20 protein-coding genes are annotated in these 25,517 nt (G+C 61.2%); all 20 read right to left on the bottom strand.

Annotated elements, in window-relative coordinates; translation table 11 throughout:
• Positions 1-4: 4 nt before the first annotated feature.
• The 20 genes from rapZ to C4334_RS05370 all read right to left on the bottom strand — a co-directional run bounded on the left by rapZ (position 5) and on the right by C4334_RS05370 (position 25,502).
• Complete coding sequence (gene rapZ, locus C4334_RS05465; RefSeq protein ID WP_352431076.1) at positions 5-955, bottom strand: RNase adapter RapZ; 951 nt, start codon at positions 953-955, stop codon at positions 5-7.
• Entirely contained in the window at positions 936-1,940 is a 1,005-nt protein-coding gene (hprK, locus tag C4334_RS05460) for an HPr(Ser) kinase/phosphatase (protein ID WP_352431075.1), read from the bottom strand. The genes rapZ and hprK overlap by 20 nt, the downstream gene beginning before the upstream one ends.
• An 11-nt stretch (positions 1,941-1,951) precedes the next feature.
• Positions 1,952-2,485: a ribosome hibernation-promoting factor, HPF/YfiA family gene (hpf, locus tag C4334_RS05455; RefSeq protein ID WP_352431074.1), complete on the bottom strand. Its 534-nt coding sequence runs from the start codon at positions 2,483-2,485 to the stop codon at positions 1,952-1,954.
• A gap of 79 nt (positions 2,486-2,564) precedes the next feature.
• Complete coding sequence (gene rpoN / locus C4334_RS05450) at positions 2,565-4,142, bottom strand: RNA polymerase factor sigma-54 (protein ID WP_352431073.1); 1,578 nt, start codon at positions 4,140-4,142, stop codon at positions 2,565-2,567.
• A 177-nt stretch (positions 4,143-4,319) separates the two neighbouring features.
• On the bottom strand, positions 4,320-5,105 hold the full coding sequence (gene lptB / locus C4334_RS05445; protein ID WP_352431072.1) for an LPS export ABC transporter ATP-binding protein: 786 nt from the start codon (positions 5,103-5,105) through the stop codon (positions 4,320-4,322).
• Between the two features lie 63 nt (positions 5,106-5,168).
• A complete protein-coding gene (lptC, locus tag C4334_RS05440) occupies positions 5,169-7,502 on the bottom strand; it encodes an LPS export ABC transporter periplasmic protein LptC (protein ID WP_352431071.1) in 2,334 nt (777 codons plus the stop codon).
• Between the two features lie 28 nt (positions 7,503-7,530).
• Entirely contained in the window at positions 7,531-9,249 is a 1,719-nt protein-coding gene (gene recJ, locus C4334_RS05435; RefSeq protein ID WP_352431070.1) for a single-stranded-DNA-specific exonuclease RecJ, read from the bottom strand.
• 80 nt (positions 9,250-9,329) lie between these two features.
• A complete protein-coding gene (uppP, locus tag C4334_RS05430; RefSeq protein WP_352431069.1) occupies positions 9,330-10,235 on the bottom strand; it encodes an undecaprenyl-diphosphatase UppP in 906 nt (301 codons plus the stop codon).
• A gap of 221 nt (positions 10,236-10,456) precedes the next feature.
• Positions 10,457-11,230 (bottom strand): SDR family NAD(P)-dependent oxidoreductase, encoded by a 774-nt coding sequence (locus C4334_RS05425; protein ID WP_352431068.1) that lies wholly within the window; start codon positions 11,228-11,230, stop codon positions 10,457-10,459.
• 65 nt (positions 11,231-11,295) lie between these two features.
• Positions 11,296-12,969, bottom strand: coding sequence for a ribonuclease J (locus C4334_RS05420; RefSeq protein ID WP_352431067.1), 1,674 nt, complete (start codon positions 12,967-12,969; stop codon positions 11,296-11,298).
• A 144-nt stretch (positions 12,970-13,113) separates the two neighbouring features.
• A complete protein-coding gene (locus tag C4334_RS05415; RefSeq protein ID WP_352431066.1) occupies positions 13,114-14,112 on the bottom strand; it encodes a COX15/CtaA family protein in 999 nt (332 codons plus the stop codon).
• An 84-nt stretch (positions 14,113-14,196) separates the two neighbouring features.
• A complete protein-coding gene (locus tag C4334_RS05410) occupies positions 14,197-16,122 on the bottom strand; it encodes a tetratricopeptide repeat protein (protein WP_352431065.1) in 1,926 nt (641 codons plus the stop codon).
• A gap of 7 nt (positions 16,123-16,129) precedes the next feature.
• The gene (locus C4334_RS05405; RefSeq protein WP_352431064.1) at positions 16,130-16,636 is read right to left on the bottom strand and encodes a hypothetical protein; all 507 of its coding nucleotides are present in this window, start codon (positions 16,634-16,636) and stop codon (positions 16,130-16,132) included.
• A 168-nt stretch (positions 16,637-16,804) separates the two neighbouring features.
• Complete coding sequence (locus C4334_RS05400; protein ID WP_352431063.1) at positions 16,805-18,433, bottom strand: outer membrane protein assembly factor BamD; 1,629 nt, start codon at positions 18,431-18,433, stop codon at positions 16,805-16,807.
• Between the two features lie 57 nt (positions 18,434-18,490).
• Complete coding sequence (gene rpe, locus C4334_RS05395) at positions 18,491-19,153, bottom strand: ribulose-phosphate 3-epimerase (protein ID WP_352431062.1); 663 nt, start codon at positions 19,151-19,153, stop codon at positions 18,491-18,493.
• Positions 19,154-19,191: 38 nt separating this feature from the next.
• Positions 19,192-19,869, bottom strand: a complete 678-nt coding sequence (locus tag C4334_RS05390) for a PASTA domain-containing protein (protein WP_352431061.1) — start codon at positions 19,867-19,869, stop codon at positions 19,192-19,194.
• A gap of 119 nt (positions 19,870-19,988) precedes the next feature.
• On the bottom strand, positions 19,989-21,320 hold the full coding sequence (gene rsmB, locus C4334_RS05385; RefSeq protein ID WP_352431060.1) for a 16S rRNA (cytosine(967)-C(5))-methyltransferase RsmB: 1,332 nt from the start codon (positions 21,318-21,320) through the stop codon (positions 19,989-19,991).
• A gap of 196 nt (positions 21,321-21,516) precedes the next feature.
• Positions 21,517-22,446, bottom strand: a complete 930-nt coding sequence (gene fmt / locus C4334_RS05380) for a methionyl-tRNA formyltransferase (protein WP_352431059.1) — start codon at positions 22,444-22,446, stop codon at positions 21,517-21,519.
• 216 nt (positions 22,447-22,662) lie between these two features.
• Positions 22,663-24,219, bottom strand: a complete 1,557-nt coding sequence (gene pruA, locus C4334_RS05375) for an L-glutamate gamma-semialdehyde dehydrogenase (RefSeq protein ID WP_352431058.1) — start codon at positions 24,217-24,219, stop codon at positions 22,663-22,665.
• 383 nt (positions 24,220-24,602) lie between these two features.
• Entirely contained in the window at positions 24,603-25,502 is a 900-nt protein-coding gene (locus tag C4334_RS05370; protein ID WP_352431057.1) for an alpha/beta fold hydrolase, read from the bottom strand.
• Positions 25,503-25,517 lie beyond the last annotated feature (15 nt).

The following is a 25,517-nucleotide window of genomic DNA, read 5'->3' as shown; positions in this document are numbered from 1 at the left end:
CAGCTCACGCGGTCGTTTGCGGAACGGTTTCAGCGCCCCGTTTGCTCCTCTTGCGCGGCGTCTTGCGCACATCGCGATGCACCGCTGTCGCATCGAAACCGGCGCGTCGCAACCGACGCGCCAGCGACTCGGCCACCATTACAGACCGGTGCCTGCCGCCCGTGCAACCGATGCCGACCGTCACGTAGGATTTGCCTTCGCGCCGGTAGAGCGGCAACAAGTATTCAAGCAGATCGCCGAGTCGCTGCAGCGTCTCTTTGACCTCGTCGCTCGCCATCAGATATTCAACCACACGTCGGTCGCGCCCCGAAAGATCGCGCAGCTCCGGAACGAAATGTGGATTCGGCAGGTGGCGCACGTCAAAGAGCAGGTCCACATCGCGCGGCCCGCCGAATTTATGACCGAAACTAAGCACTTGAACGCGCATCGGCACGCCTTGCGCATCGGGGCTGAAACGCTCGACCAAAAAGCGGCGCAAGGTGTGCACCGTGTGTTCCGATGTGTCCACGACCAAGTCGGCATGTGCGCGGATGTCAGCCATGGCCGTGCGCTCTTTTTCGATGGCAGCGGCTAGCCCCTCGCCCTCGTCGGCTGGATGCGGGCGGCGCGTCTCGCTGAAGCGACGCTGCAAGACTTCATCCGAAGCTTCGAGGAAAAGGACGAAGACGCCCAATCCCTCTTGGCGCAAGCGCTCGAGCTGCGCGTTGAATTCGTGCAGGAACTCGCGCTCGCGAATGTTGATGACGATGGCGGCGCGTTCGATCTTCGGACGTTCGTCGTCGTTCTCTTTAACCAAACGCGCAAAGGTTGGCAACAGGGTCAGCGGCAAGTTATCGACGCAAAAGTAACCGAGATCCTCAAACGCGTTGGTCGCCGATGACATCCCCGATCCGCTCAGCCCTGTGATGATGACGATCTGCGGCGCGCCCAGCGTTTCACTCTTTTTCTTGCTCATCGGCGCTGTTCGTGTTGGGAGCCAGCTCTTTTTCAGCCGCGCGCACCAATCGCTCGTGGCGCGCGATGAACTGCTGCGCAGCATTGTAACCCCGCTTGCGCAAAAGGTGAATGCGCACCGCCGTCTCGATCAAAGTCGAGAGCGTTCGTCCGGAACTGACCGGCAGCAGCACCTGCGGCACGCGCACGCCGAGGATTTCGGTCGCGCCCGCATCGAGTCCCAGTCGATCCACATCGCTCGCTTCGTTCCAACGCTCCAGACGTATGACGAGGTCGATCTCCTTCGGTCCGCTGATGGCCGACACGCCGAAGAGATCGCGAATGTTGATGATCCCAAGCCCGCGGATCTCCATGTGTTCGCGCAGCAGCTCGGGCGCGCACCCGAGCAGCCGTTCCGGTCCGGTGCGGCGGACTTCGACCAGATCGTCTGACACGAGTCGGTGGCCGCGCGCAATCAGATCGAGCGCGCATTCGGACTTGCCGATGCCCGATGGCCCCTCAAGGAGCACGCCCGAACCGTAGATGTCGAGCAGAACGCCGTGGCGCAGCTCGCGCGGCGCGAGCGCCGCTTGCAAGAAATCGGTGACGACTTGAATGGCAATGGAACTGACGAGCGGCGTTTGCAACAGCGGGAGCGCGGCCTGTTCGGCGGCGAGCACCAGTTCTGCAGGCGGCTCCAGCTCTTTGGTCACGAGCACGCAAGAGATCCGGTCCAGTTCGAGGCGCGCGATGCGCTCGCGTCGCTGGTCCGGCGCAAGCTGCCCCAAAAACCAGACCTCGCTCTGCCCGACGATCTGCACGCGCCCAGGCCGAATGTAATGCGTAAAGCCCGCGAGCGCCAGCCCGAGCTTTTGAATGCGCGCCGTCGTGATGCACCGTTGGTCCAAACCGTGCGCGCCGGCAAGCAGACGCAGCGCGAGTTCCGCTGGAGCGTGATCGAGGAACTCCCGAACCGTAATCTCCGGATGCGCGCTCGCTTCGTCCATCTTGCTGTCGGTTACGGTTCGATCAAACCGAAATGGCCATCTTTGCGTTTGTAGAGGACGCCGATGCGGTCCGTCTCCGCGTCGCGAAAGACGATGAACTGATCGCTGTTCTCGGCCAAGCGAAGCGCCGCCTCTTCCGGCGTCATCGGTTTGACTTCGTATTTCTGCGCCAAGATGATTCGCGGCGCTTCAGCGCGAGTCTCCATTGCCGGCTCCGCCTCTTCCGCGGCGGCCCGCTCTTTGCGCGAATTCTGTTTGCCATCGATGATCTTCTTCTTCAGCTTCAGCGCCTGTTTCTCGAGCTTCTCGATGGCGCGCGTCAAAGCTTGGTACATATCCTTGTCCGTGACGCGCGCCGTCAACGTGTGGTCACGCCAGTGGAGGACGACTTCGCCGATATGGCGGCTCCTTTCAACATCGATGATGACGTGAGCACTGGTCGATGGGTCGTTGAAGACGTGCTCGATCTTTTTGAAATTGTTTTCGACATGAGAGCGAATTGCCGGTGTCACTTCGACGTGTCTTCCAGTGAATTCGATCTTCATCTTCCTCCTCCCGCCAGCGAAAAGAAGAGGCGTAAGAACCGCTCGCCATCACTGGCTCATCAGTTTTGAAATCGGGCTGTCACACGATCACGCGACGCTCGCGCGATCCCGGAATGTTCATTTGATCGCGGTATTTGGCGACGGTGCGGCGCGAGAGTTTGATCCCTTCTTTGGCGAGGATCTTGACCACTTGGTCGTCGGTGATCGGGTTGCGCGGGTCCTCTTCCTCGATCAGTTTTTTGATCTTCAGTTTGATGATGCGCGTTGAAACCTCTTCGCCGTCTTCATTGAGCATGCCTTCGGTGAAGAAGCGCCTCAGTTCGATCACGCCCTGCGGCGTATGCGCGTACTTGCGATTGACGACGCGCGACACGGTCGATAGATGCATCCCGGTCTCCTCGGCGACATCCTTCAACATCATCGGCTTCAAATACTCGACCCCCTTGTCCAAAAACTCGCGTTGACGGCGCACGATGCACTCCACTACGCGGTAGATCGTCTGCCGACGATGTTCGATGTTGCGCAGCAACTCGATGGCCGAGCGCGTCTTCTCTTTGATGAAATCTTTGGTCTCTTTGCTCGTGTCGGGACGTTCGAGCAACTGCTGGTAGGTCTGACTGATCCGCAACCGAGGGCCGCCATCATCAGCGAAAGAGATTTCGTATTCGCCATCGTCCCGTTTCTCAATGAATATCTCGGGCACGATGAGCACGGGTTCATCCGAAGAGTAACGCCGCCCCGGGAAGGGATCGAGCTGGCGGATCGCCTCGAGTTCCGCTGCCAGCTCTTCGAGCGGAAGACTGAGTTGACGCGCCAGCGCTGGCAAACGATGCGGCTGCAATTCGGCTAAACCGTGTTCGCGAATGAGCTGCGCAGCTAAGCGGTCGCCCTCGCCACGGGCCTCAAGTTGGGCCAGCAGACACTCGCCCGCATCGCGTGCGCCGCAGCCGACCGGATCGAGTTGCATGACGCGCCGACGTGCGCGTTCAACCTCTTCAACGCTCCAGTCGCCGAGCGCAGCGATCTCTTCGTTGGTCGCCGTCAGCCTTCCGTCACCATCGAGGTTACCGATGATGCATTCGGCGATGGGGATCAGTTCGTCTTCGACGCTTTCGACGTGAAGCTGCCAGATCAGATGTTCGGTCAACGTCGGCGGGCGCGAGAGGAACTGCTCAAACGTCGGCTCGTCTTCGCGGTGTTCGTACTCTTGAGTTTTATATCCCGGATCGAGGTACTCTTGAAACTCGCGACCGAAATCGACCTCTTCAAAAGGATCGGGCGACGGCTCGCCAACGGATTCTTCCTCTTCTACATCCGTCTCCGTGGCGCGCTCTCCGCTCGTGACTTCTTCAATGGGCGCTGCAGAGAACTCCACCGCCTCGTTCGCTTCCTTGTCGGCGGCTGTCCCGTTGCTCGTCAGCCCGTTCTCCGAAGCGAGATCGAGATTGCCGCAAGCTTGATAGTCGAGCACTTGCTCCGCGATCTCGCGCACCTCTTCTTGCGCTGGCACCTCTTCGAGCACAGGGTTTTCGAGCAACTGCTGCTGGATGAGTTCATTAAGCTCCAGCGCCGTCATTTGCAGCATCTCGATACGCTGACGCAACTGCGGCGTCAAGACCAGACGCTGCGAGAGATTGGTTGTGAGCTTAACCGACATACCTTAACTCATCCTCGTTGATCTCGATGGGCTTTGGCGCCAAAGATCGGTGCGTTACGAGCGATGATTATAACTCATCTTTTGCGAAAGCGTGCACCACAAGGCAAGACAATTCTCATCGCTACACTTGAACTCGACGCTCTTTTGCTTTATAGAAATTAAACTCGCGCGTCGCTTTCACAAGCGAAACTTTTCCCCAAGGTAAAGACGCCTCACTTCTTCATCTTCGGCCAACGCCAACGGCGCGCCCGAACGAAAGATGCGCCCTTCGGCCATGATGTAAGCGCGATCGGTGACGCCCAAGGTCTCGCGCACGTTGTGGTCAGTGATCAAGATTCCGATGCCGCGCGCGCGCAGATAGAGGATCATCCGTTGAATATCATCCACCGCTTTCGGATCGATTCCGGCGAATGGTTCATCGAGCAAGATGAACTGCGGTTCCGTTGCCAGAGCCCGTGCGATCTCGGTTCTTCTTCGCTCGCCGCCCGACAGCGCATCACCGCGCGTGTTGCGCACGTGCGTCAAGCCGAACTCTTCGAGTAACTCTTCTAACCGCGCGAAGCGTTCGCGTCGTCGCAACTTCATCGTCTCGAGCACAGCGAGGATGTTTTCGGCGACGGTCATCCGCCGGAAAACGGACGGCTCTTGGGGCAAGTAGCCGAGTCCGAGTCGCGCCCGCAGGTACATCGGGAGTCTGGTGATGTCACGTTCGGCCAACAGCACGCGCCCTTTGTCGGGCCGCTCCAAACCGACGATCATGTAAAAGGTCGTCGTCTTGCCCGCGCCGTTTGCACCGAGCAGGCCGACCACTTCGCCCCGTTCGACGTGCAAACTCACGCCATCGACCACGCGCCGCCGCCCGTAAGACTTTTCCAAATCTTGAGCGACGAGCGCGGAGGGTGAAGGAGCGTTTGCGGCGTGCCTCTCTTCCGGCAACGCGACTTGTTCAACGACCTCTCTCATCCTTGCGATGACCTCAAGTTCACGCGATCAGATGAAGTCCGGTCCAGCAAAGACATCCCTCGCTCAGTTTTGGCGTCGGACGCGATGCGTCGAGCGAACGCGCCCCGAAGCAGATGGGCCATCGCCCCCTTCGGCGACGACGCGCCTTTCACGCAGGTAGACCGTCAAGCGTCGGCCCTCTGTGCTTCCCTGCTCGACGTCCTCGACGCGCGCCGGCGATCCGGTCAAAACGATCATCTCGTTGGAAGCCGTGTACTGCGCCCACTCGCCGACGCCGCGTCGGCCTGGCTGCGTGACAACAACGTTGCGTTGCGCGATGGTCCGCTCGACCTCGTTCGCCCCCTTGTCGAGATAGACCTCCGCCGTCTCGCTCGTGATGCGATCGGTGCCCTGACGGACATCGACGTCGCCTTCGTAGCGGATCAAGCGTTCAGCCTCGGAATAGGCCATGCGATCGGCGAGCGCAAAGACCGGAACGATCTCGCCGCCTTTACGTCGCAGTTGATAAAAGGCGCTCTGCACCTTGCCTTCGGCTTCCATGCGTCGCTCTTCGCGCCTCAGAACCAATCGCTCGGCGCGCACGAAGTTGTCGTCCTGCCACATGCGCGCGCTGCCCGTGAAGATAGCCAGTCCCGTGCGATGATGAAACTCCGCAGCCGCCGCGGTCACAAAGACCGGACTTTTTGTTTTGGCAAACGGCGCGGCGCCGCCCGTCTGTTCTTGACTGTAGTAGGTTGCAGCGACGCGACCGCGCGCAAACGAGATTTCACGTCGCACGTCTGAGTCGATCTCTTGTGCTTTGAGACGCGCGCGGTCATCCCAAACGGTCGGTTCGCCGCCACGCAGTCGCACCATCCCTTCCGTCGCCGAGTAAGCGACGTTGTCCGCTTGTCCAGCGCGCGCGGCTTCGTTGAAACGCGCGTCGCCGCGCGCTTCCACCGTTTCGACGTCTTGCGTTGCGCGCGCGAAAAGTGCGACGACCATCTGGGCTGTGAGGACGCGCTCGGAGCCTTCGCCCGAAACGGGCGAGAAGACGGCGCGCGCGCCGCCTGTCGCGGTGAACTGACGGGCGAGGTTGCCGTTTTCGTAAAAGTCAGCGTCGAAGCGGGGTGCAAAGAGCCTCTTGCGTTCGGCCTGCGGCGTTGGGCGGACCGGTTCGACCACCAGCTCGGCGTTGCCCGTCGCTTCGGCTCGTTCGAGATCGCGCCCCGTCGCTCGCCAGAAGAGGCGCACGACGTCCGCCGTCAAGCGTTTGTTCGCAGCGCGTGGGTCGCCGGCTTGCGAACGCGGGGCCGCAAGCGTGATGACGGGTCGCCCGCCGATCCTCATCTCGCGCAAGAGGCTGCGGCCATCCTCGATGGCGAAAGCAAGTTGCGCTTCGTTCGCTTGAACGGTGGTCTCGGCGTCGGCATCGAGCGTGCGCGCGCGCACGTTCTGCGCCGCAGTTGCTCTTTCCAATCTCTGATCGGCGTCAAAGAAGAGATCGATCTCTGCGGCGAGCACTTCGGCAGCGCGCCCTTCGGTCAAACTACGCAAAGACGCGTTGGCGCGCGCCTCGATGCGTTGCACCTTTCGGTCCGACGCCAATCGTGCGGTGAGGGTCTCGGCGCTCAGCGCCTCACGCCCGTGTTCGGCAGTAGCCCCGCCGGAAAAGGCCAGAACCGAGCTAGCTTGATCAAAGTTGGCCTGAGCGGCGCGTAATACCACAGGTTGGCCGCGCGCGCCACCTTGCGGTTCGACCGTGATCTCGACGCCATTGCGCAGTTCAAGCCGCCGGTTCTTGGCCTCAACGGTCGCGCCTCCGGCTTTGCCGCGCACGTTCTCGCGTGCGAAAGCGACCGCTACAGGCACTTCGACCCTCTCTTCCTGTTGGTGATAGATGACCTCCTCGGTTTCGACGCGAAGATGGTCGCGCGTTTCGATGCGAACTTCGCCAGCGAAATTGATGAGCGCGCTTTGTTGATCGTAGCGCGCGCGGCGCGCCGAAATCTTGTCGGGATTGTCGTTGCCTTCAGGATAGTATTCGAGATAGACATCCTCGAGTTCGTGATGCCCGTCCGCATAGGTCACGTCGCGCGCGGCGCGCAGTAACAAGCGCAGACGATCCCCCTCGGTCACGCGCCGTTCGTACCCCTCGACCACTCCGACCACCTCTTTCGCGAGCGTCGGTTTACCGGAGAGCATGCGGAAGGGCGTCTGTTCGCGCAGACGGTAGTACGAAACGATCACCACGGCGATGCTGGCGACGAGAACGAAGGCGGCGATGACGCGTAACAACCAAGGAATGCGCGCGCGCAGATCGACGAACCGCGCGCGCCGTGCGCTTAGCCTTGGCGCTTCAGCACCGCTTTGCGTCGCCTCTTCGCGCCGCGCAGTTGTCGGCTCCGCATCGATCATCTTTGCTGCGCCATCCCTTCAACGTTTCTCATTCGCCCATCGCGCGACAATCTTCGACGACAAGCCGCAATTCCTCAAGCCCCTGCCAAAGATTCAACTCCACTGAATAGACCAATTCGATGATCTCGCCAGCTCGCGGAGTTCGCCGCCCTGAGAGAGCGGCCCGCCACCACAGGGCGGTGCATCTCGCACCATCAGCATCGCGCACGCAGAACTTTAGATGCTCGTTTCCGAAGGCGCGCGGTTCGCCATCGACTTCAAGCCCGCGCGTCAAGAAGATGGGGCGGCGCCACCCTGTGCCGAAGGGTTCGAGCGTTTCGAGCTTGCGCGCCAGATCAAACGTCACTGCGCCGAGCGGCAGTTCCATGTCGATGCGCAGCGCGGGCGTCAGATCTTCCGGGCGCAGCAGCGAGGCCGCGTGTTCGTTCAAACGCCGACGTAGCTCTGCGATCGATTCGCGCCTGATCTGCAACCCGGCGGCATGACGGTGGCCGCCGAATCTTTCAAGCAACTCGGCACACGCCGAAAGTCCTTCGTGCAGGTGGTACTCTTCGATGCTTCGCGCCGATCCGTGCCCGATCTCGCCTTCCAGTGAGATGACGATCGCTGGCCTTCCGGTTAGTTCGACCAGCTTGGAAGCCACCAGACCGATGACGCCGCGGTGCCAACCCTCGCGCGCGACGACGACAACGTGCGAGCCGTGCAGAGAACCTTCCACCTCGGCCAACGCTTCTTTGAGCAGCTCAGTTTGCAGACGCTGCCTTTCGCGGTTGCGCTCGTCGAGCACGGCGGCCAGCTTGCGCGCTTGAGAGTCGTCTTCGGATTCGAACAACTGGACCACCATGCGCGCCGCATCCATTCTCCCAGCAGCGTTGATGCGCGGCCCGATGCGAAAACCTATATCGTAAGCCTTGATACCGCGCCCCGCGTAACATCCGGCAACCTCCATGAGCGCGCGCAAGCCGCGATTCTTCGCCATGGGCAGATCGCGCAATCCGAGCGCGACGATGGCGCGGTTCTCTCCAACCAAAGGCGCAACGTCCGCCACGGTCCCGATCGCCACTAACTTGAGAAAACCGCGTATCATCTCTTCCGAGGCGCGCCCGTTGGCGCGCAACAACGCGTGCGCGAGCTTGAAGGCAACGCCGACGCCCGTCAAATTCTTGTCCGGGTAGGGACACCCCGGCTGATTCGGATTGAGCACGGCGACGGCTGGCGGCACGCCCCGTCCTAGATCCGGCAAATGGTGATCGGTGACGATCGCCTCCATGCCTTGCGCGCTGGCCCAGCTCAAAGGTTCATGCGAACTGATCCCGCAATCAACGCTCAGAAGCAGCTTATACCCTTCGGCGCAGGCTCGCTCCAGCGCCTCGCGATTGATGCCATACCCTTCGCTGAGGCGATGCGGTATGTAGTAATGGGTTTGCGCGCCGAGCATCTGGAACGTGCGCCTTAGAAGGGCTGTGCCGGTCGTCCCATCAACATCGTAATCGCCGTAGATCAGGATGCGTTCGCCGCGCGCGATGGCGCTCATCAGGCGGGCGACAGCTCGGTCCATGCCGAGCATCAATTGCGGATCGTGAAGTTGGTCCAACGACGGATGCAACACTCGATGGGCCTCTTCCGGATCGGAGACGCCGCGCAGCACGAGGAGCGCGGCGATGACGGGATCGCAGTCGAGCGCCGCCGCCAAACGCTCGGCAGCGGCCAAATCGTACCGACGAATGATCCAACGCTTTTCGGTCATGAATCGCACCCGTTCATGCGAGGCAATCCTTTGCGCTCGCACAAAGCAAGGGCTAGTTTAGCCCATCCTCTTCGGCGCTGTCAGGGCGTGCCGAGCGGATCGATGACGCCCGCCGTAAGAAGCGCCAACAGAAGGATGCCGAGCGCGAGGCGATAACCGATGAAGAGCCGCGTCGAATGCGTGCGCAAGTAACGCAAGAGGAACCAGATCGAAGCGTAGCCGACGAGACCCGAAACGACCGTCGCCACGGCGAGCGCGAAGAAACTGTGGGGCGGCAGTTTGGCGAGCGCTTCGCGTAGTTCGAGCAGACCGCTGGCGAAAATGGCCGGGATCGAGAGCAAAAAGGAGAAACGCGCTGCCGCTTCACGCGTCAATCCGGCAAACAGCCCGCCCATGATGGTCGAGCCGGATCGACTCGCGCCCGGAATCAACGCCAACACTTGCGCGCAACCGACGATGAGCGCGTCGCGCCAGCCGAGATCATTCATGGTTCGGCGGCGCGTGCCGACTCTCTCGGCCACGAGCAAGAGGATGGCGATGACGATCAGCATCGTCGCGATGATCCACAGGTTTTTCGTCAACGTCCCTTCGATCTCCTTCTTGAAGAGCAAACCGATGATGCTGATCGGCAACGTTCCCATGATGATGTACCAACCAAGGAGCGTCTCCTTCGAAAGGCCGCCGACGAATGGGCCGTTGGCCGCTTCACGCGCGCGCCGATTGGCGAGCAAACGCCAATGATCGCGCACAAAACTGAGCGAGATATTCCAGATGTCACGCGCGAAATAGACGATGACGGCGGCCAGTGTGCCGAGTTGGACGACCGCTATGGTCGCTGTCGTCTGTTGCGCCCGCAAGTTCTGCTCAACTCCGGCGTAAAGGTTAGTCAATCGCGCGGCAAATACGAGGTGAGCCGTCGAGCTAACAGGGATGAACTCCGTCAAGCCTTGAACGATGCCGAGGATGATCGCTTGGAGAATGGTCATCAAAAGATCACGCTTTCATCTTGAGATCGGTGAAACTTGAGGCAGCGGCCAAACTTTAAAGCCAAGCCGAAAGCGAATGCAAATCCTCGAAGTCATCAAGAGGAGCGGAATCGCTCCGGACGCGCGCGTGGAAAGATTCCAAGACCGCAAAGAGGTTTGCGCGCGCGTCGCACGCAAAGCGATCGAGGCGCTCCCTCGCGCTTTTCCCGTCCGAAGCGAGTTCAGCGTCTGAGGGTCGCGCGCTCCATCAGCCGATCGTAGAGCGCATCGGGCAATAGACGGAGCAAGCGCACGATGGTCGCCAACTGCCATGGGAAAGCGTAAGAACGCCGTTCGCGTTCGATGGCGCGCATGATGCGGCTCGTCGCATCGGGGAGTTCGAGCAGGTAAGGCATCGGGCCGCGACGCGGTTCAGTCATCGGCGTGCGGATGAATCCCGGATGAATGATCGTCACCTTGACGCCTGAACTTCTCAGATCGAGACGCAAACTTTCAAAAAAGGTTGAAAGGCCGGCTTTGCTCGCGCTATACGCGCTCGAACCAGGCAGCCCACGGTAAGCCGCAAGGCTCGAAACGGCGACCAAGTGACCGCGATGCTGTGCGAGCATATCCGGAAGAACCGCCGCGACACAGTTGATCGCGCCGACGAGGTTGATCGCGATGATTTCGGTCGCCCGCTGCGCATCGAATTTGGTGGCCGGCGTCAAATCGCCGATCCCGGCATTGGCGATCAACATATTGACCGGGCCGAAACTCCGCCGCAGTTTTTGCACGGCGGCGGCAACCGCTTCGCCATCACGAACATCTGTCGGCAAAGAAAGAGCGGTGCCGTTGACCGCTTGAATCTCGCCGACGGTTTCATCGAGCGCCTCAGCGCGACGCGCGAGCAACCCAACGCGCGCCCCTCGACGCGCCATCTCTATGGCCAGCGCTCGTCCGATGCCGCTCGAAGCCCCCGTAACTAGCGCCGTCGTCTCTATCCAACAAACCGCCATGATCGATCTTCGAAGACTGGGAAGAAGCTGCGCAAGACGTCTTCGCTCTCGAGCGCGCGTGCAAACTATTCGCAACCGACCTGCACGATGACGGGCGTGATCACCGGACGCGCTCCCGTTTGCCGCTGAATGAAACGCTTGAGTTCGAGGCGGATTCGCTCCTTGAGCAGTGTCGTGTCGCGCTTCTCGGCGGCTGAAGCCGTGCGCACCGTTTCGGCGACGATGCGCTTTAGCTCGCGCACGAACCCGTCGCCGTCCATGCCGACCAGCCCGTGAGCGGCGATCTCGGGCGCGGCCTCGAGCGCGCCGGTCCGTTCGTTGATCGTTACGACGGGCGTGAGCACGCCATCGAAAGCGAGTTGACGACGTTCGCGCACCGTCTCATCATCAACCTCTTCGAATCCGACTTCAGTCTCGTCAATGAAGACGCGCCCGATCGCCCAACGATCGATGACGGATGCGCGCTCGGCATTTAGTTCGATCACGTCGCCGTTTTCGACAAGCACCACGCGCTCTTCATCCAATCCCACGTGTCGGCGCAGATACTCTTTGTGCCGGTAGAGCATGCGGTACTCGCCGTGAATCGGGATGACGTAGCGCGGGCGTACGGCCTCGGTCATCAAGCGAATGTCCTCTTGCGAGGCGTGTCCGCTGACGTGAACCAAACGTCGCTTTTCGTCGAAGATCTGACCGCCGCGCTTGTAGATCTCGCCGATCAAACGCGATATGGCCCGTTCGTGGCCCGGAATGATGCGCGCCGAAAGCACCACCGTGTCGCCCTCTTCGATGGAGATGCCTTTGTAACTCTGCGTCGCCATTTGCTGCAAGACCGAGCGCGGTTCGCTCTGCGAGCCGGTCACTAAAAAGACCACTTCGTCACCATCCAAACGCTTCGCCTCATCGAGCGAAACCAACAGATCCACGGGGATATCTAGGTAGCCGAGCCGGTCAGCGATCTCGACGCTCTTCTGCATCGAGCGACCGAGCACGCAGACGCGCCGTCCGAACTGCTGCGCGACGTCGAGCACGATCTGTTGCCGGTGAACTGACGAAGCGAAACAAGCGACGATGATGCGTCCCGGAGCCTGCGCGAAGATCTCCTCGAAGGTCGGGATGACAGCCCGTTCCGAAGGCGTTCGGCCAGGCACGGTGGCATTGGTCGAGTCAGACAGCAAGGCGAGCACGCCCTCTTGGCCGTAGCGGCGCAGCGTCCGCAAATCGACGGGATCGCCGATGACGGGCGTTTCGTCCATTTTGTAGTCGCCCGTGTGCACGATGATGCCAGCGGGCGTCGTGATGGCCAAAGCGAAGCAGTCAACCAGCGAGTGCGAGACGCGAATGAACTCTATCTCGAAAGAGTCCAGTTCGATGCGATCGCGCGCTTCGACGCGGTGGAGCAGGACTTGGTCCAACAGCTCGTGCTCTTCAAGGCGACTCTCCGCTAACGCGATCGTAAAGGCCGACCCGTAAACCGGCACGTTGAACCTGCGCAGAAAGTACGGAAGAGCGCCAATGTGATCTTCGTGCCCATGCGTGAGGATAACGGCCGATATTTCGTCCCGGTAATCGTCGAGCGCGGAGAAGTCCGGCACAGCGACATCGACACCATAGACGCTCTCTTCAGGGAAACCCATTCCGGCGTCGATGATGATCATCTCGCCGTTTGCGCGAACGGCCATGCAGTTCATCCCGAACTCGCCGAGACCGCCGAGCGGGATGATTTCGATTCTGTCTGTCACTTCCTTTTTCTTGCTCTGCTCTCCAATCGAGGCCCTTTCAAAACTCAAGGACGGATTCAAGCCGAACAGTATAACACACTCGGACTGTACTTACGCCGAGGGCGCGAGGGATTTTCGGCTGCTTTTTTGGCCATCGAACACCGGCTACTGGACCAGCTCTGGATGCGGACGAACCGCCCGCGCAGAGCGCGCAAGCACGCTTGCGGTCAAGAGCACGAGCGTGAGCCAGAGCGCGTCGGCAAGCAGCAGATGGACGAGCTGCATCCAGACCGGCGCGAGCAACAACAGATTGGCCACGCCCGCGCACAATTGAACGATGACGAGCACAGCCGTCAAGAAGGCGAACCGTCGAACGTTCGTTTCGCGCTGCCAAAGGGCGAGGCTTCCGGCCAAAACGAGCAGGTAGAGGCTGGACGCTACGGCCAATGTCGGATGAAGAACGCGCAGGCGAACGAGCAGATGCGCCGTCTCGGAGAAATCCTGTCGAATCCCTTCGCGCAACGAATCCACAGGGAAGAGGGTATCGCCGAGCGCCGCGACGGCACCGCTCATTCCGACGACGAGCGTGGCGGCCAAGGCGATGGCTAGGATGATGACTTGCGGCTTGCGCCGCGCGAGATCTAGTCCGTTGCCCGTCTGCGCCCACCACGCGGTCAAGGTCATCACGGCGAGCAAGACGAACGTGTTGACTAAATGTGCGGCGAGCGAAAAGGCGCGCGCCAGCGAACGATCGTGCGCGACCAGTTCGAACAAGACCAATCCGGCGCCGATGAGCGCTTCGGTGATGATGAACAACAGCGAAAGCGTCGCACCACGTCGCACGATGTGTCCGCGACCGTAGAGGCGACGCGCCCAAAAGAACAACCCGATGACCGACAACAGCGCTAGCCCGCTCGTCGCCCGATGCGTGAATTCGATGAGCGTTTCGACTTCCGGCGCGCGTGGGATCACTTCGCCGTTGCAAAGCGGCCAGTGGCTGCCGCAACCGGCGCCGGAACCGGTCGCGCGCACATACGCTCCCCAAAGCACGACGGCGATGTTGTAGGCGACGACGCCCCATGCATAACGCGCAAATCGCGCGGCGCGGCGGTCATAGTTCGTCGCGCGGTCGACAACCAGATCAACCGTAAAGGTCTCTGCCATCTAAGACTTCCACAAAATCACGCGCAGCGTGCTCTTCGCGAGCGCGCACGCTGTGCGTCGCTTCTTAATCCTGCGAAACCGCAGCTACTTTTTGCCGTCGAGCTTGGCTCGAATGCGCGCCGTCTCGGCGGCCTCGACTGAAAGCGAAAGGGCCTTACGCCACGCTGCTCGCGCCAGATCCGTCTTGCCGAGCTTGTGATAGACGTCGCCCAAGTGCTCTTGAATGGTCGCTGAGGTCGGGTCGCGTCGCGCCGCTTCGACCAGGTATTTCTCCGCCTCGGCCAATCGCCCGAGCTTGAAGTAGGCCCAGCCGAGACTGTCGAGAAACGAGGCGTTGGTCGGCTCGGCCTGCACGGCGCGTTTGATCATCTCCAAAGCCTCCTCCAGCCGCTCGCCGCGCTCGACGAGGAAGTAACCGAGGTTATTGAGCGCGGTCGCGTTGTTCGGGTCTTTGGCGAGAATGCGCCGCAAAGATTCTTCTGATCCCTTGAAGTCGCCAGCGCGCTCCTGCGCCGACGAAAGCATGATGAGCGCTTGCGTCTGAAAATCCACCTGCTCGCCGCCTTCGTCTTCGCCGCTGCCGCGGCGACGCGCCGCTTGCGCTTGCGGAGCGAGTTCCAAAGCTTTGCGCGCTTCTTCCACCGCCTCACGCGCCCGCCCGGCTTGCAGATAGACGTTGGCGATGCTCAAAAGCTCAAAGAAATCTTGTTCGGGGTTACCTTTCAAACGTGCGCGAAGGAGCGCCGCACCTTCATCCGGACGACCCAACTCGCCGAGGATGGTCGCTTCAAGACGCACCAACGCTGGCTGATTCGGGTTGCGCAGACGCGCCGTGCGCAACACTTGAAGCGCATCGGCGCGCTTGCCCTGTTCGCGCAGAAGCAGCGCAAGCTGAAAATCGGCCGTCGGATCGTCACGACCGAGCAAACGCCGCATGCGCTCAATGGTGGCCATCACGCCGCTGGTTTTTCCCGCTTGCCGTTGCAGCCCGGCGATACGCTCCAGCACCCAACTAACGAGCTGTTTATCCTGGTCGCTGTTTACGGGCGCGTCGCCAACGCCGCGTGCACGCAAGATCTTTTCGTAGGCCTCGATCGCCTCATCGTAGCGCATCGCTTCGGCGAGCGAGCGCCCCAAAAGATCGAGCGCGGCGATGTTGGTCGGATCGCTGGCGACGATGCGTTGCAGCTCGGCGATGAGCACCGTGTCGCCACCGCCACCGACTTCAAGCGCGCGCCCGAGCAAGGCGAGGTACTCGCGATTGCCCGGCTCCAGCGCGACGGCACGGCGAATAGCCGAAACGGCTTCGGCGGTGCGCCCGGCCTTGAGCAACGCTTGGCCCAGACGCGCTGCCGCCGCATCGGGCGAAAGTTCTCTTCCGCCGGTGACGATCTGATAGAAGCGCGTATCGATCGAGGGCGGCACGCCAGCCCAGCGCCTGAAGGCTTCGATCGCTTGTTGCTGTTGGCCCAGCGCTTGGTAGAACTCGCCGAGCAACGCCCACGCCTCGGCGTCGCTCGGGTTGAGCCGCGTCACCTCACGCAACGCGGCGATGGCGCGTTCGGCAACGGCGTTATCCAGCTTCTTCTCGCGAAAACCGCTGCGAAGCACGAGCACGCGCGCCAACAGGCGGGCCGCCCCGTAGTTGTCGCGGTCGGCGCGCAAAGCCGCTTGCGCTTCGCGCTCGGCAACATCCAAATCTTCGAGGAAGAAGAAAGCGAGTTCGCCGAGCGCGGTGTGCGCTTCGGCCAACGTCGGATCGAGCCGCACGGCCTCTTCGAAAGCTTTCTGCGCCTGTCGCAGCGTCTCCACGGTCAAACGTCCGGTGCGCGCTCCGACAAAATAACGTTGGCCTTCGAGAAGCTTCGCATAAGCTTGCGCTCGCCGCTCGCGTGCGGTGGGCGTCGTTTGCGGCGAGGGCTGTTGCGCAACCGCGCTTGGCGTTTGCGCTCCGACGCTTGCCGCCGAGATCGAAACGGCCAAAATCGAAGTGAAGATCCAGTTTTTCACGCGACCTCTATCCTTTCGCAACTTCATCGTTGCCCTTGGTGGCGACTCCCTCGACGACGCGCCGCCACGCATGCAGACGCGGGTAGTTGCTGAGCGCCACAAAGACGCTGATGAACGCAGCGCGCAGCATGTCGAAAGGCTCACCAGTGATTACAACAATGGCGAATCCCGCTAGCGCGATCGCGCCAGCGAGCGCCGCAACCAACACAGTCGTCCGCTCAAGCGTCTGCAACACGCGTTCGGGCCCACCCATCGCAGCAAGATGCGCTATCCGCCGTGAGCTGAACTGCACGCGACGAAAAAAGATCGCTCCTAAACCGCTCGCCAACACGACAGCCCACAAGACCGCAACTGAACTCGCGTTTTGCAAGACGGGGCGCGCGTTGACGGAAAAGACGAACGCAAGAGCTAAGAGCAAAAGCGCTAGCGCAACCGCCGCCATTGAAGCGCGCGCTGCTTTCCGCTGACGACGCGCGATATCGAACGCAATGGTTTCCGTCCCCGCTCTCGCCAAACCTCTCTTCTCCGTTCACAGGGGCGTCGCCCCGCCGTCGGGCGGTCGCCTCTTTCGTAAACAAAGATTTTAACCTGCCCGCACCGCAAACCAAAAGCGTCGGGCCCGAACGCCGGATGAAGCGCTCGGGCACGTTCGCTCAAACCTTTTTGGCAAGCCAAAGACCTCTTATGGCTTCGGCGGTTGCGCGACTGGATTGGATGGTGCTCCCTGAGGCAGATTGGGGTTGACGCCCGCTGGTGGTCCAGTTGGAGCCGGGCGCGTCGCCGGTCTTCGTCTCGTATCGCCTTGCGGCGTCGGAACGGGTTCAATGGGTCGCGCCGGAGCGCGCCGAATCACCGGAGCCGTCGGCGTATCGACGGTTGAAGGCAACTGTCCGCCGTTGCGCAACGCGACATCGAGCAGATCTTCCTTCTCTTTGTCGCGGCTGATCAGCACGCCGTCTTTGTTTACGGTGACGGGCACGCTGCCGATCACTTCGCGGAATAATCTGGTGGCCAATGAGGGACGCGGCGGCGGTTGATAGTTGACGCGCGTCGGATCGGGCGCAGGCACCGCGGCGCCGATCGCTTCTAATTGTTCACGCGCCTTTTCGACGTACTCGCTGTTCGGATAGTTGCGCACCAACTGCTGAAAGAACTTGGCCGCTTCATCCGGTTCCTCTTCCTGTACGTAGGTGACGGCCAATTTGTAGAGCACCTCGTCCATGCGCGAGAAGTTCGGGTATTTCTCGACGATCTCGCGCAAACGCGATTGCGCGCCCTTTGGGTTGGACGCTTTGCCTTGCGTGTAGCGGTCGAAGTAGAAGTTGGCGACCTGCAGGTTGTGGAGCGCGAGATTATCTTGCACTTCACGCAGGCGCTGCTCTACTTCAGGGCGCAAGTTCGTCTGCGGGAATTGCTGCAACAGTGCTTTCAAGCGCTGTTCAGCCTTGCGCGCGTGCGAGACGTCGCGGTCGGCCAAGCCCATTTGGCGCATTTCGGTCTCAGCGATTTTGAGCAACACATCATCAGCGAGCGGATCGGTCGGGAAGAAAGTCAACCAGTCCTGATACGCCGCCGCCGCTTGAATGAGCGCGCTCGTCGTCCCTTCGAGGTAGAAGGTGTCGGCGATAGCGAGTTTGGCCAGCGGCAAATAGGGCGAGTCCGGATAGGTTGTGATGATCACTTGGTAGAGCAGACGAGCTTCATCGTAGTTGCCTTTGCGCGCCGCTTTGGAAGCCTCTTCGAAGATCTGACGATCGCGGCCCGGAGCGACCGCGCCGATCAGTTCGCTGTACTTATCGTCGCCGCCGCGCCCGAAAAGGCGTCCGAAGAATCCGCTCTTCTTCTTTTTGGGCGCTGGCGTCGAACTGGCGGTGGCGTCGGCAACGCGACGCTCGCCAGCCGTCGCCCGCAACACCGCTTGCACGCGCGCATCAAGATCGGCGATGGCCGTCTCCAAACGGTCGAGCGCCGTTTGATCGTAGCGCTCGGCCCGTTCCTGCTTGTTGCGTAGTTCGTTGACTTCGGAGTAGAGCGCGTCGGCTTCGCGCTCCAGCCCGCGCAAGCGCGTTCGCGGGTCGTCCGCCGAAACTTTCTCTTCCTTACTCTTCGCTGCATCCTGCGCGTTGAGCGCGGCGATGGCGCTGTTGAGCGAACGACGCATGGTCTCAAGGCGCGAGCGCATCACTTCCAAGCGCTGCGCCGGCGACGCATCGCTTGTCGTCCGCTGTTGCGCTGCCGCCGCGCGCGCGCCCATACCCGCCGCGCTCATCACCATTGCTAGCGTGAGTTGAAGCATGAACCGAAACCGCATCGCTTGAACCTCCCAAGCTGCTCTTCTGGAAACTTCTTGACCGGTCGGGCTTGCAGATCAAACCCACTGCACCGTCGCCGAGCGCAATTGCCGAACGGCCTCTTCCGGGTCATCTGCGCCGAAGATGGCGGTGGCAGCGACGACGATTTGTGCTCCGGCAGCCGCCACTTCGGCGACGTTATCGCGTTCGATGCCGCCATCGACCTCGATGCGCGCTGTCAAGCCGCGCTCGCTGATCATGCGCCGCAAACGACGCAGCTTCTCCAGGGCCGTCGGGATGAACCGCTGACCGCTGAACCCTGGGTTGACCGACATCAAGACGACGTAGTCGGCATACGGCAAAATCTCTTCGAGCGCATTCAAGGGTGTAGCTGGGTTGATGGCGACGCCGGCCAAGGCGCCGCGGCGCTTGATCTCCGTGACGGTTCGATGCAGGTGCGCATCCGCCTCGACGTGCACCGACACCATGCGCGCCCCAGCTTCGACGAACCGAACGGCGTAGCGCGCCGGCTCTGCGATCATCAAATGGGCGTCGAGCGGCAAGCGTGTCGCGCGTGCAAGCGACTGGACCACCGGCAGGCCCATCGTGATGTTGGGCACGAAGTGACCATCCATCACGTCGATGTGGATGATGGAAGCGCCGCCGCGTTCGACGGCGGCGATCGCTTCGCCGAGACGCGCAAAGTCAGCGGCCAGAATGGATGGGGCGATCTCCGTCATGCCGTTGTTCGATGACGCCTTGCCGCTAGCGGGCTGCCTTACGGCACGCGCTTCACGGGTTCTGCGGCGCGCGGCGGTTGATTGCTGTTGGTCACCGATCGCGGACGATTCGCGTTGACGCCGCTCCGATTCGCGTTCACGTTGCGCGACGCTTCAGCCGGGCGCGCGTTCACGTTGGCACCGCTCCGATTCGCGTTCACGTTGCGTGCCGGTTCATTCGCATTCGCGGGCGGACGACGATTCGCGTTCACGTTGAGATTGGCGTTCCCGTTCGCATTTTGATTGGCGTTCTGATTCGCATTACGGTTCGGGCGACGCCGTTCGCGATTGGTGTTTTCGAGCATCGGCGTCGGCTGCGCCGCGGCCTCTTGCGCCGCCTTTTCCGATTCTTTAAGCGCCTCGATCTCGTTGCCAATGGGCGTGCGACTGACGACCACGGCAATGGTCTGCCCGGCCTTGACTACCTCGCCAGCACGCGGCGATTGATCGAGAATGGTGTCGGGCTTGACTTTCAAGCTCGGACGGGTCACGCGCACGCGCATCTTCAATCCCACCTTTTCCAGCTCCGCCTCACCATCCCAACGATTGCGCCCGACGAGATTCGGCACGCTCACTTCGGGGCTGCGCAAAGAGAGATAGACCGTGCCGACCAAGCCGACCAAAAACATCGCGCCGACCATCAAAGCGATCACCAGTCGGCCCACTGCCAAACGCACAGGTTTCTCACTTCGTTCCCCGGAGCGCATTTCGTCTGACGCCGCGCTTTGACGCGAAGCATGAAGTCTAGCACCCACTCAAAGCTTGCGGCAAGCAATCATCCGCGTCCGCGTGGGATTCAAGCCGTGCGATCAAACGCAGAGAACTCTACGGCAGTGAAGAAAAATCCATCTGTCCCTTCTCTATGCGGCCAAGTGCGTACGCCGAAATCCGTGCGCGGCAAAGCGGCAGGCAAAGCCTCCCACGCAATGCGCGCTTGTGGGCAGGCGCGGAGAAACTCGCGCACGACATCTTCATTCTCTTCCGGCTCGACCGAGCAGGTTGAATAGACGAGCCGCCCACGCTTGCGCGCCGCCTTCGCGGTTTCGAGCAAGATGCGCGTTTGCCGAGCCTGTAGCTCAGCGATGTCTGATGGACGCAAACGGTAGCGAATCTCCGGATTGCGCCGCAACGTCCCCGTTCCGCTGCACGGCGCATCGACCAGTACGCGATCGAACGTCTCCTCTTCGAAAGGCAAAGGGCGTTCGGCATTCAAATTAACGAGATGGATGTTTTCAGCTCCCTGCTGATGCGCAAGGGCACGCACCGTGTGCAATCGATGCAGATGCAAGTCGCCGGCGACGATCATCGCACGATTGTTGGTCAAAGCGGCAATGAGCGTCGCCTTGCTTCCGGGCGCAGCGCAAGCGTCGAAGACTCGTTCCTTGGCTTTTGCACCGAGCGCGCAGGCGACCAACTGCGACGCTTCATCTTGCAAGTAGATCAAGCCTTCTGCGATGAGAGCGCGCAGGGCGCCGCTTATCGCGGGCGTGCGCCACGCACAAGAGGCCACCGACGATGCTTCAAACTCTACGCCCTGCTCGCGCAATCGCTGCAAAACCGCGTTCGATTCTGCCTTGGGCGTCAGACGAAACGCCACGGGCGCTGGCTCGTTGTTCGCGCGGGCGAAAGCGCGCGTCTCCTCCATGCCGAAATGAGCGATCCACCTTTTCAACAACCAGATCGGATGCGAGCTTTCGACTGATAACCGCTCGACCGGGTCGGCGATAGCGGCCACAGGATCGAACTCGACCTCGCGCGCCGCTCGACGCAGCACCGCATTGACCAAACCAGCAGCGAAGCCGCGCCGCGCGAGGCGGACTAAGTTTACCGCATCGTTGACCGCTGCTGATGCTGGCACGCGCGCAAGGCAACGCAGTTGATAAAGACCAAGGCGCAACGCGCGTCGCACCGCCGGATCCAGCTCATCCGTCGGGCGCGCGGCGTAATGTTCGATCAAACGGTCGAGCCAGATTTGACGCCGTAAAACGCCGAGCACTAACTCGTAACAGAGCCGACGATCCGAAGCGGAGAGATCATCTGTGGTGAGCGCGAGCAGCACGGACGAGTAGGCGCCTTCTTCCTCAACGCGCCGCAAAATGTGGTAAGCGGTGAGCCTTGCGCGCGACACCGACCGTTTCGTTCTTCTCTCTTGCACGGTTGAACCAAACGCAAAACATGCTGAGGACGATGCTCTTCCTCGTCGCAAGCGAAGGCAGGCGTGCCCCCCTCGGACGAGGAGACCGAAGCTCGTCGCGGGTCGTAATGCCCGACTGCCGACCAGCGGTTGAAGAAGGCTCAATCCTTCCTGAAGGTAGGTTTCCCGCTTATCCCACACGCTCGCCGACGGCGATGCGCGCGCCGTTTATCAGGTCGCGCGCGCCCATGCGCCGCCGGCCTTCAGGCTGCACTTCGATCAGCCGCAGGACCGTCCCCTCGCCGCAGGCGACCACCAGTCGGTCGCCCGTCGCCTCCACGATTTCGCCGGGCAGCCTGTGTGCTTTCGGCGTCGCTTCGGCGCGCGCGCGCCAGATGATCCAGCGCTGCCCGCGAAAAGACGTGAACGCGTTGGGCCACGGTTGCAGACCGCGAACGCGCCGCTCGATGGTCGTCGCGTCCGCGGTCCAATCAATGAGGCCATCTTCTCGCTTGAGCAACGGCGCGAAGCTGGCTTCCGCCTCCTTCTGCGGTTGCGGTTCGAGCTGGTCCAGCCGCTGCAGCGTCTCGCTCAGAAGCTCTGCACCCATCTCGGCCAGCCGCGCCATCAGCTCCGGAGCCGTCTCCTCTTCGCCGATGGGCGTCGCGCGCTGCAACAAGATCGGTCCCGTATCCAAACCTTCGTCCATTAACATGGTCGTCACGCCCGTTTCGCATTCCCCGCGAATGATGGCCCAGTTGACCGGCGCTGCGCCGCGATACTTAGGCAGCAAAGAGAAATGGACGTTGATGCATCCGCGCTGCGGCGCGCGCAAAAAGGCGGGCGGCAAGATTCGCCCGTAAGCGACGACCACTGCGACATCGGCTTGATGCGCAGCGAAAAGCGCTGCCGCGTCCGGCGTCTTGATCCTATCCGGTTGATGAACAGCGATGCCGTGCGCGAGGGCGAACTCTTTGACTGGCGACGGACGGAGCTTGCCGCCGCGTCCGGCGGGGCGATCCGGCTGCGTCCACACGGCGACCACTTCGTGCCCGTCGGCAAGACACCGGGCCAACGTAGGCACAGCCGATTCCGGCGTTCCCATGAAGACCACGCGCATGATCGAGAGACGGTCGGAACCAATGGTGTTGAAAACCGCTAGAAGCTCGGTAGCGAAGACGCGCCTCTCTCAGTTCGCTTCAGTCCGTGCCGAAAAAGGCGACGGCCAAAAGACGTCACCGCTCGTTTTCGCCATCGTCTAAGCCGAGCCTCAAGGCGCAAGCGATCGGACATCAGAGCGCGAGAACGGTTCTTTCGCCATCGTCTAAACCGGGCTTCAAGCGCGCACCCGTTCGGACCAGACCTTCGCTTGCAAAAAGAGCAAAAGGTAGTCGCGCCCACCGGCTTTGGAATCGGTGCCTGACATGTTGAAGCCGCCGAACGGATGAACGCCGACCAGCGCTCCCGTGCACTTGCGGTTGATGTAAAGATTGCCGACGTGAAACTCACGCGCGGCGCGCTCGATCTTCTTGCGATCCGCAGTGTAGACCGCTCCGGTCAAACCGTATTCGGTGTCGTTGGCGATCTTCAACGCTTCTTCGTAATCACGCGCGCTGATAACGGCCAACACGGGTCCGAAGATCTCTTCCTGTTCGATGGTCTGGCCCGGTTGAACGTCGGCGATCACCGTCGGCTCGATGAAGAAGCCCCGTTCGCCATCGGAGCCGCCGCCGCAGACGAGTCTTCCGCCTTCGGCCTGACCTTTCTGGATGTACTCGTTGATCGAACGAAAAGCTTTCTCATTGATGACGGCGCTCACGTCGGTTTCCGGAGCGGTCGCTTCGCCGAGGCGCAGCTTCTCTGTTCGCGCGACGATGCGCTCGAGCATCTCATCGTAAACCGACTGATTGATGATCGCACGCGAACAGGCCGAGCACTTCTGCCCTTGAAAACCGAAGGCGGACTGGACCACACCGAGCGCTGCCTCGTCCAGATCGGCATCCGGCTCGACGATGATGGCATCTTTGCCGCCCATTTCGGCGATCACGCGCTTGAGCCAGATCTGTCCTGGATGGACTTTGGCAGCCCGCTCGTTGATGCGAATGCCGACCTCTTTCGATCCCGTGAAAGCGATCAAACGCGTCTTCGGATGATCGACGATGGTGTCGCCGACTTCGCCGCCCGATCCGGTCAGAAAGTTGACCACGCCCGGCGGCATGCCCGCTTCCTCCAGGATCTCGAAGAATTTGTAGGCGATGGTCGGCGAGTCGGAAGAGGGTTTGAGAACCACCGTGTTGCCCGTGACGACGGCAGCGACCGTCATGCCGCACATGATCGCCAGCGGAAAGTTCCACGGTGGGATCACGGCGCACACGCCGAGCGGTATGTATTCGAGATGATTCTCCTCGCCTGGAATGCGCACGAGCGGTTGGGGCTCGGCATAGCGCAACATTTCGCGCCCGTAGAATTCGCAGAAGTCGATCGCCTCGGCGGTGTCAGCATCCGCCTCGGGCCACGTTTTGGCGACTTCGTGCATCATCCACGCGGACAGCTCGTGCTTTCGCTCGCGCATTTTGGCCGCAACGCGAAAGAGGAGTTCCGCGCGTTCTTCGGCGCTGGTCCAGCGCCAAGACCGAAAAGCTTCGTAAGCAACTTCGACGGCACGCCGCGCTTGCTCTTCGGTTGCGCGCTGGAATCGCCCGACCACTTCGGTCTTGCGCGCTGGGTTGAGGCTTTCAAAGGTTCGCCCCGCCTCGAGACGTTCGCCGCCGACGACGAGCGGATAGCTGCGCCCCAGTTCGGCGCGCACCTTTTCGATCGCCGCACGCATCGCTTGCGCGTTCTCTGGCCGGCTGAAATCGGTCAACGGTTCGTTCCGAAATTCGCTACGCATAAAGACTCCTTGTCGTGATCTCCACGGCCATGAATTTAATCGCGGCCAGCGGGAAAAGCAAAGGGGCCACAATCTCTCCCAAAACTCGCGCAAAATCGCTGACGAACGAGGTCAACGCAACGACTGCCCCTCGCTTGCGTATTCGTTGCCTCAACACGACAACTGATCATAGCTCGCGCATCCGTTGCGCGGAAAGTTCCAGGTAGAACCGCCGACGAGCATCTTCATCCCAGCTCGCAACCATCCGAAGTCACCGGCTCGCTAAAGATGCGAGCTGCTGCGATCGGGGAAGAGGCTCATCCATGCGGCTGGGATCGCTATGAAGAAAGACACAGACGCGCGCCGTTTACGGCATGGGCGGAGCGCGCTCCTTCATCCCAAGCTCAATTCGCCGCCGGTTCGCCGAGGAACTTCATGAGCGCAGCGTTGAACTCCACGGGCTTTTCGATCTGCGGGACGTGGCCGCAGCGCTCGATGATCACCAGTTGCGCTTGCGGGATCTCGCGTTTAAACCTTTCGGCGAAAAGCAGCGGCGTCAGCTTATCTTCCCGCCCCCAAACGATGAGCGTCGGTTGTTTGATCGCGCCGAGTTTTCCATCGAGCACGTCTTCGTTGCGCGCGATCGACTCGGTCAGTTTCTCAATCGCGTAGCCATCGTTATTGACGATGCGCTGCGCAAAGAGCAGGTCAACCGCCGCGTCGCTTGTGAACAGCTCGCGGTTGTAAAAGATCAACCCGGCCAACTGTCGCACGCCTTCGCGCGTCGCCGGGAAAAGAAGCGAACGCACGTTCACCTCAGCGGGGATGGCGAATCCAGCGGCATCCACCAAAACGAGTTTGGTCACCTTCTGCGGATGAGCCAACGCATAGGCGGCGGCGATCCATCCGCCGAGCGAGTTGCCAACCAACGCCGCCCGTTCGATCTTCAACGCCCGCATGAAACCATCGAGAAAATCGACGTACGTTGCCACGCGGTACTGCAAAAAGGGCTTGTCCGATTGCCCGAATCCGATCTGATCGAGCGCGATCACGCGATACTTGCTCGCCAGCGCTGGCAGGGTCGCGCTCCAGCCGTTGGCATCGCCACCCAGACCGTGAAGCAGGATGATCACCGGACCATTGCCGACATCGAAATACCTCAACTTAGCTCCATAAACGGCCACCTGCTTGCTCGGCGCGTTGATCTGCAAAGCCTGTGGCGTGGGGGCTGCAAGGCCCGACGAAAAACAACCGCAGACGAAAAGACACAAGAAAGCGAAGCGACTCGCCCTCATTATCTCCATCGCTCCTCCTCGTAA

It is taken from the genome of Pyrinomonas sp., from assembly GCF_040289685.1.
In the GTDB taxonomy this organism is placed as follows: Bacteria; Acidobacteriota; Blastocatellia; order Pyrinomonadales; family Pyrinomonadaceae; genus Pyrinomonas.
Note: the sequence above shows the minus strand (reverse complement) of the source record. Positions and strands in the feature narration are given on the sequence as shown.